Below are 12669 nucleotides of genomic sequence, written 5' to 3' on the forward strand. Positions count from 1 at the left end.
ATTTATCGATTGCTTTTTGTTGGTGATGTTTTTAGTACTTAAAGACTGAGAAAAGTAATGGGATAAAATTGGAAAATCTCAATATCGTGCTTAATTGACCATGAAAGTTGAACTTTTGGAGCTTTGGAAGGGTAAATTGAATTAGTACGTACAAATCTTTAATTTCTTTTGCGTTAAATGTTGACACGTATCACGCACGTCACTAAAATACCGCCAATTTGTCTAATTTCCATAAACACGCAGTTTCTGGTGTTACAGGAAGGTAGATTTGCAAATTAAATCAATTTTAATGCATATTTATTTCTGGAGGTTGTCTTGAAAAAGTCAGCACTACTTGTCCTAGAAGACGGGACAGTATTTCACGGTGAAGCCATTGGCGCTGTAGGTTCTGCAGTTGGTGAAGTCGTTTTTAATACCTCGATGACGGGGTACCAAGAAATCCTCACTGATCCTTCCTATTCTCAACAAATCGTTACCCTTACTTACCCTCACATTGGCAATACCGGAACCAATTCCGAAGACGAAGAATCCTCTTCAATCCACGCACAAGGCCTTGTGATTCGCGATCTCCCTCTAATCGCTTCTAACTTCCGTAATGAACAATCCCTTTCTGATTACCTTAAGTCGCAAAACGTTGTTGGTATCGCTGATATCGATACTCGTAAGCTGACGCGTATTCTTCGTGAAAAAGGCGCACAGAACGGTTGTATTGTAGCGGGTAACAACCTAGACGAAGCTTTGGCTCTAGCTAAAGCAAAAGAATTCCCTGGCCTGAAAGGTATGGACCTTGCGAAAGAAGTTACAACAAAAGAAGCGTATCAATGGAAACAAGGTTCGTGGACGCTTACGGGTGGACTTCCTGAAGCGAAAGCAGACTCAGAATTGCCATACCACGTTGTTGCTTATGACTTCGGTGCAAAACGAAACATCCTACGAATGCTCGTTGACCGCGGCTGCCGCCTAACGGTTGTTCCTGCTGAAACTTCTGCTGAAGAAGTGCTTGCACTAAACCCAGACGGTGTATTCCTTTCAAATGGCCCTGGTGACCCAGAACCATGTACTTACGCAATTGAAGCGACAAAAGTGTTCCTAGAAAAAGGCTTACCAATCTTCGGTATCTGTCTAGGCCACCAAATTCTTGCTCTTGCGTCAGGCGCTAAGACAGTGAAGATGAAGTTTGGTCACCACGGTGCAAACCACCCAGTTAAAGATTTAGATCGTGATGTTGTGATGATTACTTCGCAAAACCACGGCTTTGCTGCTGACGAAGACACACTTCCTGAAAACCTACGTGCAACGCACAAGTCTCTATTTGATGGTTCTCTGCAAGGTATCCACCGTACAGATAAACCAGCATTTAGCTTCCAAGGTCACCCAGAAGCAAGCCCAGGTCCAGAAGACGCAGCGCCGTTATTCGACCACTTCATTGAACTAATTAAAAAGCACACAGCGTAATTCGGAGTAGTAGACAATGCCAAAACGTACTGACATTAAAAGTATTCTAATTCTAGGTGCTGGCCCGATCGTTATCGGCCAAGCATGTGAGTTCGATTACTCTGGTGCTCAAGCTTGTAAAGCGCTTCGCGAAGAAGGTTACCGAGTTATTCTTGTAAACTCGAACCCAGCGACCATCATGACTGACCCTGATATGGCTGATGCAACTTACATCGAGCCTATCCAATGGGAAGTGGTTCGCAACATCATTGCGAAAGAGAAGCCAGATGCAGTTCTACCTACAATGGGTGGCCAAACAGCACTTAACTGTGCACTAGACCTAGAGAAACACGGTGTTCTTGAAGAGTTCGGTGTAGAGATGATTGGTGCAACGGCTGACGCTATCGATAAAGCAGAAGACCGTTCTCGTTTCGATAAAGCGATGAAGTCTATCGGCCTTGAGTGTCCACGTGCTGACACTGCGAAAACCATGGAAGAAGCTTACGCTGTTCTAGATATGGTTGGCTTCCCTTGTATCATCCGTCCATCATTCACCATGGGTGGTACTGGTGGTGGTATCGCATACAACAAAGAAGAGTTCGAAGAGATCTGTCGTCGCGGCTTAGACCTTTCTCCAACAAACGAACTTCTAATCGATGAATCTCTAATTGGTTGGAAAGAATACGAGATGGAAGTGGTTCGTGACAAAGCGGACAACTGTATCATCGTATGTGCGATTGAAAACTTCGACCCAATGGGTATCCACACGGGTGACTCAATCACAGTTGCACCAGCACAGACTCTAACAGACAAAGAATACCAACTGATGCGTAACGCATCTCTAGCGGTACTACGTGAGATTGGTGTTGAAACAGGTGGTTCAAACGTACAGTTTGGTATCAACCCGAAAGATGGCCGTATGGTTATCATCGAGATGAACCCACGTGTATCTCGTTCTTCTGCACTAGCGTCTAAAGCGACAGGTTTCCCAATCGCTAAGATTGCAGCGAAACTGGCTGTGGGTTACACGTTAGATGAACTGCAAAATGACATCACGGGTGGCGCAACACCAGCATCATTCGAACCAACAATCGACTACGTAGTAACTAAGATTCCTCGTTTTAACTTCGAGAAATTTGCAGGTGCTAACGACCGTCTAACGACGCAAATGAAGTCTGTTGGTGAAGTTATGGCTATCGGCCGTAACCAACAAGAATCTCTACAAAAAGCACTTCGCGGCCTAGAAGTTGGCGCGACAGGCTTTGACGAAATGGTTGACTTAGATGCGCCTGACGCACTAACAACAATTCGTCACGAACTAAAAGAAGCGGGCGCAGAGCGTATTTGGTACATCGCGGATGCATTCCGTGCGGGTATGTCTGTAGATGGCGTATTCAACCTAACGCAAATCGACCGTTGGTTCCTAGTTCAAATCGAAGACATCGTTAAACTTGAGCAAGAACTTAAAGCGAAAGGCTTTGCTGGCTTGAACAAAGACGAGCTTAACAAGCTGAAGCGTAAAGGTTTTGCTGATGCGCGCCTATCTAAGATTCTAGGTGTAGCAGAAAGCGAAATCCGTCGTCTACGTGACCAATACGATATCCACCCAGTGTACAAGCGCGTTGATACGTGTGCGGCTGAGTTCTCTTCAGATACGGCTTACATGTACTCATCTTACGATGACGAATGTGAAGCAAACCCAACAGACAAAGACAAGATCATGATTCTTGGTGGCGGTCCAAACCGTATCGGCCAAGGTATTGAATTTGACTACTGTTGTGTACACGCATCACTAGCTCTACGTGAAGATGGCTACGAAACTATCATGGTTAACTGTAACCCTGAGACAGTTTCAACGGATTACGACACGTCTGACCGTCTGTACTTCGAACCAGTAACTCTGGAAGATGTACTAGCAATCGCTCGTGTTGAGAAGCCAAAAGGCGTTATCGTGCAGTACGGTGGTCAAACACCACTTAAACTAGCTCGCGCACTTGAAGCGGCTGGCGTGCCAATCATCGGTACTAGCCCAGATGCAATCGACCGTGCAGAAGACCGTGAACGTTTCCAAGTTGCAGTTGACCGTCTAGGTCTTCTACAGCCAGAGAACGCGACAGTAACAACAATGGAACAAGCGGTAGAGAAATCTCGCGAAATCGGCTTCCCATTGGTTGTACGTCCTTCTTACGTACTTGGTGGTCGTGCGATGGAAATCGTATACGACGAGCAAGATTTACGTCGCTACTTCAACGAAGCTGTAAGCGTATCGAACGAATCTCCAGTTCTTCTTGATAGCTTCCTAGACGACGCAGTTGAAGTGGATATCGATGCTATCTGTGACGGTGAGCGCGTAGTTATCGGCGGTATCATGGAGCATATCGAACAAGCGGGTGTTCACTCAGGTGATTCAGCATGTTCTCTTCCTGCATACACGCTAAGCCAAGAAATCCAAGATGTAATGCGTGAGCAAGTTGAAAAGCTGGCGTTCGAGTTGGGTGTTCGTGGTCTGATGAACACGCAGTTTGCTGTGAAGAACAACCAAGTGTATCTAATCGAGGTAAACCCTCGTGCAGCACGTACGGTACCGTTCGTATCTAAAGCAACTGGCGCACCAATTGCTAAGATTGCAGCACGTGTAATGGCGGGCCAATCGCTAGAGTCTCAAGGCTTTACGAAAGAAATCATCCCACCTTATTACTCAGTGAAAGAAGTGGTACTTCCATTCAACAAGTTCCCAGGTGTTGACCCACTATTAGGCCCAGAAATGCGCTCTACTGGTGAGGTTATGGGTGTTGGCGCAACGTTCGCAGAAGCTTACTCTAAAGCGGAATTGGGTTGTGGCAACATCTATCCAGAAGGCGGTCGTGCACTTCTTTCTGTTCGTGAAGGCGACAAAGAGCGCGTTGTAGACCTAGCATCTAAGCTATCTAAGCTTGGCTACCAGCTAGACGCAACACACGGTACAGCAGTTATTCTTGGCGAAGCGGGCATCAACCCACGTCTAGTAAACAAGGTACACGAAGGCCGTCCTCATATTCTTGACCGTATCAAGAACAACGAGTACACCTACATCGTGAACACTGCAGCTGGCCGTCAAGCGATTGAAGATTCTAAAGTTCTTCGTCGTGGTGCACTTGCTGAGAAAGTGAACTACACAACAACGCTAAACGCAGCGTTTGCAACGTGTATGGCTCACACAGCTGACGCGAAGACGACAGTAACTTCTGTTCAAGAGCTACACGCGCAGGTTAAAGCTTCTCAAGCTTAATTTGTCTTAGCCTTAGCTAACTGAACTTAAGTTAGCGGATATAAATGCTTAAAGCCCACTCTTCGGAGTGGGCTTTTTTATGTCTGTAATACAGCGTTAGTTAAATGATGAATATTTGGAATAGGTTAAAATCTTGTGTTTCGTTATTGATCCCCTGCTCAGGATGGTAAGTTGTCGCTAAACGAGACTTTGAGGCGTTAGGCATATGGAAATCACTCTGGAAATATTGGCTATCTTGTTTGTTGTCGCAACAGCAGCTGGCTTTATCGATGCGATGGCTGGCGGTGGCGGGCTACTGACTTTACCAGCATTACTCGCAGCGGGAGTCCCACCGACACAAGCCTTAGCAACTAACAAGCTTCAAAGCTCTTTCGGCAGTTTTTCCGCAAGCTGGTACTTCGTGCGTAACGGTATCGTGAGTATCAAGGAGATGCGCCTCGCTATTTTTTGCACCTTCATTGGCTCGGCGATTGGTGCAGAACTCGTTCAGTTCATTGATGCGAGCTTATTGACCAGCGTGATCCCACTGCTGCTGATCGCTATCTCACTCTACTTCTTATTAGCACCACAAACTAAAGCCTCTGAAGGTAAGCAGAAGGTCTCTGAAGCCATGTTTGCTTTGTGTGTCGGTGGTGGTGTTGGCTTTTACGATGGCTTCTTTGGGCCAGGTACCGGCTCTATTTTCACTGTCTGCTTTGTCGCAATTGGTCATTTCTCTTTAGTCGATGCGACCGCTCGTACTAAGGTGTTGAACTTTACCTCTAACATCGCTGCACTGATCTTCTTTATTTTGGCAGGCTTGCCAATTTGGGAACTCGGCTTAGTGATGGCAATTGGTGGCTTTATGGGGGCTCAGCTAGGCGCTAAAGTGGTGGTGACAAAAGGGCAGAAGTGGATTCGCCCCCTAGTGATTGTGATGTCGATGCTCATGGCGTCTAAATTGCTCTGGGAACAGCATCAACAATGGATTCTATCAGTGTTTTAACCCGTGGAGACTGATAGCTATTTGGTCTCACGCAGATATGAATCGGTCGAATTAAGCCCGCTAATTCTTGGAAGCTATACAGATATTGAGATTCAATATTGAGTGTTTTTACGATAGACAGTGGGATCAAAGCTGGCCCTGTCCCACCTAATGCAAGCTGCGCCGCTGCGGTGTAAGCGTCCATCTCCATCAAAGGTTTAATGCCAAACTTTTCTAATACTGAAAGTTGGTAAGAGTTGGCTGGGTTAGTCATGTCATTGGTGATGACTTTGGGGGGAAGCCCGTTCAGCGGCAATTTACTTACAATGAAAAAGGGCTCGTCGAACAGGTGAAACGTCATCAATCCATGATGTGGTGGCAACAAGCCTGCGCATAACCCTAGGGTTGCCTTACCGGACTGAACTCGCTCGATGATTCTGGGCGTGTGGTTGGTGGTTATGGTGATGTATTTATCTTGTTGGATAAACTGCCCCATCATTTCACCTAAATAGCCCGCTATCAGAGACTTAGAGCTGTCTAAGGTAATGAAAGTCGTATCTTCTAACTCTTGCTGTTCATAAATAAGACCACGAAGTTCATTGAACGTAGGACCAATACTCTCGATCAGTGCTATCGCGTCTGGTGTGAGTTTTATCTGCCGACCGCTCGGCTCAATAAGCTTTTTCCCCAACTTCTTTTCTAAGTTAGCAATCCGTTTGCTTACCGCTGATTGGCTGATATACAGCAAGCTGCCAGTGCGGCTCATGGTTTTGGCTTTACTCAAAACCAAGAGAGTTTCGATTCCTTCGAGTAGCATTTGATGATATTCATGAAAGTTGGGAATGATACGTCCAACTTATCTCAATCAAGGCCGTTACTCTAGCTTTTGTTTACGAGTTCTTGAACCAAGGTGGCGATTCTTGAACCGTAGTATTGAGCCGTAAGCAAGTCATTGCGGTTTACGCTATCTTGACCATCATCGATACTAGACACTAAACCAATATTTGAACCAGTGCGGTTTAACCCTAAATTATCTGTGTGTCTTGATGCGTCTAAGCCAACCCAAATCATGCCGTGTTGACAAGCTAGAGTGAAAAAGCTAAGCAGGGTTTGTTGTTGCTCTCCGTTAAGACTGCCTCCAGTGGTGAAGCCAGCAGCGAGTTTATTTCGCCATAACTTCTTGCAGTAGTTGTCACTGCTCGCATCCATAAAGCTTTTAAACTGAGCGGCTGGTGAACCCATGTAGGTTGGAGCGCCAAAAACGATCGCATCACAACTGTCTAGGAGTTTGAGCTTTTCGTCATTGTCATATCGGCCTTCAATGATCTCCGAAGGTAGCACTTCGATGAGTAGGGCTGAGTCAGGTAGTTGCGTGTTTACGCCCTCTGCGAGCAGTTCGGCGACCTGCTTAGTTGCGCCGCATTTAGAGAAAAAAACAATTCCAATTTTATTACTGCTCATCCTAGAGCCCTCATTGTTAGTAAATGAATATGTTTATAAAGTCATTCGTGTACTAATATAGCTCGTCAATTAATTAAGTAAATAAAAAACATTACTAAGCCGAGGTGAAAGTGACTTGAGGCGGAGAAGCAGAGCAGGAGTCTGAGGTGGCAAGATTAAAAAAGGCCCCTAAGTGGAGCCCTTTTCTTTTTAGCGATAGCTTATTTAATCGCGAAAGTTGGTAAAGATAAGTGCCAACGAATGGCGCCAAGTCTAATCAACAATGTAGAGAACACGCCAGCTAGGAATGCGGTCTCTGAATCGTGGCCCATCCGAATAGCCATAGTGTGGAATGCACCGCCGATGATACAAGCGGTCGCGTAAACTTCGCTTCGTAGGATCATCGGTACTTCACGGGCAAGTACGTCACGAATAATACCGCCGCCGCAGCCTGTAATTACGCCCATGATAATGGCAACCAATGCTGAATCTTGGTACGCTAATGCCTTTTCAACACCAATACCAACGAACACAGCTAAACCTATAGCATCACAGACGGGTAGGATCCACCATGCCAAACGCTTGGGGCGTCTTACGATAATCATGGTCAGTAAGCAGGTGCCGATAATGACCCAAAGATAGGTGGTATCGGTTATCCAAAATACGGGAGTCGCGCCCAGTGCCATGTCTCGAATTGTACCACCGCCAATAGCGGTTACACTGCCGAGAACAGCGACACCAAAAGGGTCCATTTTTAGGCGGCCAGCGACAAATACGCCAGAGATAGCAAAGATGGCAGTGCCAAATAAATCGATAATATAAAGCAGCATGGAATCCATGATACTGGTGCTCTTATTGTTAAAATTGTAGGGACAGGTCGGTGGCGAATTGTACGAAAAAACAGACTAAAAAGTTAGTGATTTTCTCTGACTCTATCGAAGTAATCGCACACTTGTTGGATCGCTTGCAAAGTTCGGGGGGTTGGGCGATTAATCCAGTCTGAGTTGAGTGACCATATCTGATTTTTAGCGACGGCTGGGATCTCTTCTTCCCACGATTGCCACATGGTCCCATTCTCAATAGCGTGCTGAGAAGTGAAAATCACTTGCGGTTTATTCAGTACAACTTGTTCAATACCGACTTGCGGGTAGGGGGAAGCGCTGTCTTCAAAAATATTTCGGCCGCCACAAAACTCAAACACTTCGCTTGGCCAGTGTCCTTGTGCCACGGTGATAACCGGTTTTTCACTCAGCTGGTAGAAGTAGCTGACCGGCTCCGCATCTTTGTATTTTAGCCTTAATGCGTTGAGCTGTTCTTTGTACTGCTTAGCATTATTCTCACCGATACTTGGATCGCTGGCGTATTGGCTAAGCTGTTCAATATTGGTCGCGATACTGTCTAGGCTTTTGGTTTTCGAGTAATAAATATTAAAACCAAACTGCTCTAGTTTCGCCAGTTCTCTTGGTGGGTTTCCCGCAGGCCAAGCAAGGATAAGATCTGGTTGCAGCGCGATGATTTTCTCAACCTTGATGCCTTGATAATTTGCCACTTTTTCTAGCTTATCGGCTTGTGGTGGGTAATCACTGCGTTCACTTACAGCAACTAAATTATCACCTAAACCCGCACTGTATGCGAGCTCTGTGGCGTGAGGAGCTAGGCTGACCACACGTTTTGCTGTGGTTACTTCGGTTGCAAGCGTGCTTGGTATCCATAAGCTAAAGCTAATCGCGAAAGTTGCACATGATGTAACAAGTTGAGAGGGTTTCACTTTAAATCCCTTGGTGAATAATGAGTAGGGCTAGGCTTTGTAACAATATCCAGATCGCAATGCGTCCAAATAACAGCTTTTGAACCTGCGCTAAGTGCAGTGCGGATGGTGCGATTCTGCCACCTAATTTTGCGCGAATAGCTTTGGTGTCGTTGTAAATAGCCGGGCCACCGAGTGATAGCTCAAGCTTGTTGCCCACTGCAGTAATCAACCACGCAGGGCCAGGTAGAGGCCAAGACCGACTTTGAGCAAGCATCATCTTAAAGGTGTGAGATGCTTTATCACCGCAGACGATCATCAAGGCAAATAAACGCATTGGGATAAATTCGAGGACAGCGACAATCTTGATTGCCGTTGCGCCAAAAGGTGAGAACTGCTTTCGACTCGGTGACCACGCTCGAGCTAATTCGACAATCAGGCGATACATCAACGCAGCGATTCCGCCTCCGGTGGCGTACCAAAATAGGACACAAACCACATTGCGACCGTAGCCCATTATGATAGTTTCAGCCCCAGCTTTCCCAAGCCCTAATGATGATAGTGAATCGGTTTGGCGATTGACAATCGGAGCCAGTAATTGACGTGCTGTCGCTTTATCTTCTCGGCTAAGTGTTTTGATGAGTTGGTTGGCTAGCTTTTCATTGTTACGCCAATCAATAGCGAGCAGTAACAAAGCCAGTTGGAACAGTTGAGTCTGCCAAACCAGAGGTTGCAGTGCCAAGAGAATAATCAGAGTTGGAAGTACCATTAACCCCCAGGCTAAGGTGCCGGAGATAAGGCTTTGAGAGTAACTTTGATTGTTGTTGACCTTAGTTGCTAGTAGTTCAGCAAACTTATGCCATAAGGTCGTAGGGTGTGCGGCGTGAGGGATAGGTAGAATCAAATGAAAAAGCAGTGCTCCCCACATTACAAGGAGCACGCCATTTGCAAATACCTGATCAAACAGTGTTTGCATGCTTAGTCGCTTACTTTAGTAGGGCAACCATTTTGATAACCATTTCAGAAGAGCTTTGTGCTGCTAGTGGCAGGAACTCTTCAAAGCTCATTGGTGATTCTTTGTCTGCAACATCAGAGATTGCACGAACAACCACGAATGGTACTTGGAACTGGTGACAAGCTTGAGCAATCGCAGAAGCTTCCATTTCTACAGCTACTACTGATGGGAAGTGCTTGCGGATGAACTCTTGGCGTTCTGCAGTGCAAACAAACGCGTCGCCAGTACAGATAAGACCGCGAACCGCGTGCTTGTCTTCCATTTGAGCTAGCGCTTGCTCAGCGACTTTCATTAGGTTCTCGTCTGCTTTGAATGCAGCTGGTTGACCTGCCATTTGACCGATTTCGTAACCGAAAGCTGTTACGTCTGCGTCGTGGTGACGTACTTCGGTAGAGATAACCACATCACCAAGGTTTAGAGTTGAATCAAAACCGCCAGCAGAGCCAGTGTTTAGAACGACATCTGGTTGGTATTCGCTTAGTAGGATAGAAGTACCAACAGCTGCTGCTACTTTACCAATGCCTGATTGAAGCAAAACAACGTCAACACCATTTAGCTGACCAGAGAAAAAGGTACAACCGCCTTTATTAACTTCAGTAATGTCTGAAATAGCTGCTTTTAGGATCGCAACTTCTTGCTCCATTGCGCCAATGATGCCGATTTTCATGTGTAGTCTCTTAATTAAAAATATTTAAACATTAGAGCGAAATTGTAGCATGGATAAGAAGCGTCGAGCGACTGCCCAGAAGCACTTCTCATCCGAATAGTGTGGATTTACTCCAGTATTCTTTGTCTATTTGATTAGACCTTCGCTTTGCAAGCTAGCACGGAGTTGTTCTGCTCGTTTACGGTTCACACCAAAGTCAGAGTAGCCCGTACGAGACTCGGAACGAACGATGAGCTTGTCTCCATCGACTTTTAGCTCAAGGTCATCGACAAAGCGCATGATGCGTGAGGTGCACTCAACACGCAGGTAATCATCGGTTTTGTTGGCCGTTTTCGCGCCCGGCAAAGTTAGAGCGACTTGCTCAATGGCATCAAGGTTTGCTGAATCGGATAGTTCGTACGTAGCCAAAGCATGTTGTTCACGGTAATCTTGTGTTGATACGCAATTAGGTTTATCACCACAAGGTGATGAGGTTCTGTCTTTCATATCCGTGATTCCTTGGCTGCAAGCGGTTAATGTTAAAAGTGATAGCGAGAGGAGAGCGGCTTTTTTCATAGTGTTTCCTATGGCTTGTTTTTAATTCTAATTGTAGTTATCGGTATTGGCTTGTTTGCTGTTTTTGTTGTGCTTGTGATAAACGTATCTAATTCAAAAAAGGATCCATATATGGATCCTTTTTTATAGTAACGGCTTGAACAATAAAGGAAACCGAAGACTAATCACACTTCTAGGTAATCTAATATTCCTTCAGCGGCTTTGCGGCCTTCATCGATGGCGGTTACCACTAAGTCAGAGCCGCGAACCGCGTCGCCACCGGCAAAGATTTTGCTGTTGGTGGTTTGGTACTGAAACTCTTGCTGACCAGGCGCTTTAATGCGGCCCCATTGATCAAGCTCGACACCGAAAGGTTCTAACCATTCCATAGCGTGAGGTTGGAAACCAAATGCCATGATCACGGCATCGGCTTCAAGAATGTGCTCACTGCCTGCAACCGGTTCTGGGCGACGACGGCCTGCTTCATCAGGTTCACCTAAGGCGGTTTTCACGACTTTAACGCCAGCAACATGCCCTGAGCTATCAAGCTCTAAGCCGATAGGCTGGAGGTTAAACTTGAACTTCACGCCTTCTTCACGTGCATTCTTCACCTCACGGCGAGAGCCTGGCATGTTGGCTTCATCTCGACGATAGGCACACACCACATCAGCCGCATTCTGACGAATAGAAGTTCGAACACAGTCCATCGCGGTATCACCACCACCAAGCACAACGACTCTCTTACCCTGCATATCGATGAATGGGGTTGGGTTTTCCAGCTCCATGACCTTGTAGGTATTCGAAATCAAGAATGGCAGCGCATCATAAACACCCGGAGCATCTTCATTATCGAGACCGGCACGCATGTTTTTATAAGTGCCTACACCCAGGAAAACAGCGTCGTAATCATCGACCAGCTCTTGAAGTTGAATGTCTTTGCCAACTTCGGTATTCATTCGGAATTCAACGCCCATCTCGCTAAAGATGCGGCGACGATTCTCCATGATGCCTTTCTCAAGCTTGAACGATGGAATACCAAAAGTGAGGAGACCACCTATCTCTGGGTAACGATCAAACACAACGGCTTTCACACCATTACGTACTAAGATATCAGCCGCCGCAAGACCAGCTGGACCCGCACCGATGATTGCGACCTTTTTATCGGTCCATTCAACGTGAGACATGTCTGGCTTCCAACCCATCTCAAAGGCTTTATCGGTAATGTACTTTTCAATGTTACCTATGGTGACAGCACCAAAATCGTCATTGAGGGTACAAGAGCCTTCACACAAGCGGTCTTGAGGGCACACACGGCCACATACTTCTGGCAGGCTGTTGGTCTGGTGAGATAGTTCAGCTGCTTCGATAATGCGCCCTTCATTGGCAAGCTTAAGCCACTGAGGGATGTAGTTGTGAACTGGACATTTCCATTCACAATAAGGGTTACCACAATCTAAACAGCGGTCTGCTTGTGCTTTGGCTTGCTGTTTAGTGAACGGTTCGTATATCTCTACAAACTCAATTTTACGTATCTTGATTGGTTTCTTCGCTGGGTCTACGCGATTCACATCAATAAATTGGTATACATTCTGGCTCATTA

Annotated in this window: 11 protein-coding genes; 3 read left to right on the top strand and 8 right to left on the bottom strand. The window is 46.1% G+C overall.

What is annotated here, in order from left to right; genetic code table 11:
- The first annotated feature begins 315 nt into the window (after positions 1-315).
- The 3 genes from carA (at position 316) to BTO10_RS08965 (ending at position 5687) form a co-directional block, all read left to right on the top strand.
- Positions 316-1455: a glutamine-hydrolyzing carbamoyl-phosphate synthase small subunit gene (carA, locus tag BTO10_RS08955; RefSeq protein WP_004740731.1), complete on the top strand. Its 1140-nt coding sequence runs from the start codon at positions 316-318 to the stop codon at positions 1453-1455.
- 16 nt (positions 1456-1471) lie between these two features.
- Entirely contained in the window at positions 1472-4702 is a 3231-nt protein-coding gene (gene carB / locus BTO10_RS08960; protein WP_102424575.1) for a carbamoyl-phosphate synthase large subunit, read from the top strand.
- A gap of 205 nt (positions 4703-4907) precedes the next feature.
- Positions 4908-5687 (top strand): TSUP family transporter, encoded by a 780-nt coding sequence (locus tag BTO10_RS08965; protein WP_105024336.1) that lies wholly within the window; start codon positions 4908-4910, stop codon positions 5685-5687.
- Here BTO10_RS08965 and BTO10_RS08970 read toward each other — a convergent pair.
- From BTO10_RS08970 to BTO10_RS09005, 8 genes are all read right to left on the bottom strand, one after another.
- On the bottom strand, positions 5638-6483 hold the full coding sequence (locus tag BTO10_RS08970; RefSeq protein WP_105024337.1) for a LysR family transcriptional regulator: 846 nt from the start codon (positions 6481-6483) through the stop codon (positions 5638-5640). The genes BTO10_RS08965 and BTO10_RS08970 overlap by 50 nt on opposite strands.
- 62 nt (positions 6484-6545) lie before the next feature.
- On the bottom strand, positions 6546-7127 hold the full coding sequence (locus BTO10_RS08975; RefSeq protein WP_105024338.1) for a flavodoxin family protein: 582 nt from the start codon (positions 7125-7127) through the stop codon (positions 6546-6548).
- Positions 7128-7327: 200 nt separating this feature from the next.
- Entirely contained in the window at positions 7328-7945 is a 618-nt protein-coding gene (locus BTO10_RS08980) for a TRIC cation channel family protein (RefSeq protein WP_032554377.1), read from the bottom strand.
- A 74-nt stretch (positions 7946-8019) separates the two neighbouring features.
- The gene (gene btuF, locus BTO10_RS08985; RefSeq protein WP_105024339.1) at positions 8020-8874 is read right to left on the bottom strand and encodes a vitamin B12 ABC transporter substrate-binding protein BtuF; all 855 of its coding nucleotides are present in this window, start codon (positions 8872-8874) and stop codon (positions 8020-8022) included.
- Position 8875: 1 nt separating this feature from the next.
- On the bottom strand, positions 8876-9829 hold the full coding sequence (locus BTO10_RS08990; protein WP_105024340.1) for a cobalamin biosynthesis family protein: 954 nt from the start codon (positions 9827-9829) through the stop codon (positions 8876-8878).
- Between the two features lie 10 nt (positions 9830-9839).
- Positions 9840-10535, bottom strand: coding sequence for a 5'-methylthioadenosine/S-adenosylhomocysteine nucleosidase (gene mtnN, locus BTO10_RS08995; RefSeq protein WP_004741524.1), 696 nt, complete (start codon positions 10533-10535; stop codon positions 9840-9842).
- A gap of 126 nt (positions 10536-10661) precedes the next feature.
- Positions 10662-11090: a DUF1499 domain-containing protein gene (locus BTO10_RS09000; RefSeq protein WP_105024341.1), complete on the bottom strand. Its 429-nt coding sequence runs from the start codon at positions 11088-11090 to the stop codon at positions 10662-10664.
- A 164-nt stretch (positions 11091-11254) separates the two neighbouring features.
- Positions 11255-12667: an FAD-dependent oxidoreductase gene (locus tag BTO10_RS09005; protein ID WP_105024342.1), complete on the bottom strand. Its 1413-nt coding sequence runs from the start codon at positions 12665-12667 to the stop codon at positions 11255-11257.
- Positions 12668-12669 lie beyond the last annotated feature (2 nt).

Source organism: Vibrio chagasii, assembly GCF_002954585.1.
Lineage (GTDB): Bacteria > Pseudomonadota > Gammaproteobacteria > Enterobacterales > Vibrionaceae > Vibrio > Vibrio chagasii_A.

Bases quoted from the DNA above. Each gene is read 5' to 3' on its own strand.
- BTO10_RS08970 (WP_105024337.1), bottom strand. From the start codon at position 6,483: ATGCTACTCGAAGGAATCGAAACTCTCTTGGTTTTGAGTAAAGCCAAA.
- BTO10_RS08980 (WP_032554377.1), bottom strand. From the start codon at position 7,945: ATGGATTCCATGCTGCTTTATATTATCGATTTATTTGGCACTGCCATC.
- BTO10_RS08990 (WP_105024340.1), bottom strand. From the start codon at position 9,829: ATGCAAACACTGTTTGATCAGGTATTTGCAAATGGCGTGCTCCTTGTA.
- BTO10_RS08975 (WP_105024338.1), bottom strand. From the start codon at position 7,127: ATGAGCAGTAATAAAATTGGAATTGTTTTTTTCTCTAAATGCGGCGCA.
- BTO10_RS09005 (WP_105024342.1), bottom strand. From the start codon at position 12,667: ATGAGCCAGAATGTATACCAATTTATTGATGTGAATCGCGTAGACCCA.
- carB (WP_102424575.1), top strand. From the start codon at position 1,472: ATGCCAAAACGTACTGACATTAAAAGTATTCTAATTCTAGGTGCTGGC.
- BTO10_RS08965 (WP_105024336.1), top strand. From the start codon at position 4,908: ATGGAAATCACTCTGGAAATATTGGCTATCTTGTTTGTTGTCGCAACA.
- BTO10_RS09000 (WP_105024341.1), bottom strand. From the start codon at position 11,090: ATGAAAAAAGCCGCTCTCCTCTCGCTATCACTTTTAACATTAACCGCT.
- mtnN (WP_004741524.1), bottom strand. From the start codon at position 10,535: ATGAAAATCGGCATCATTGGCGCAATGGAGCAAGAAGTTGCGATCCTA.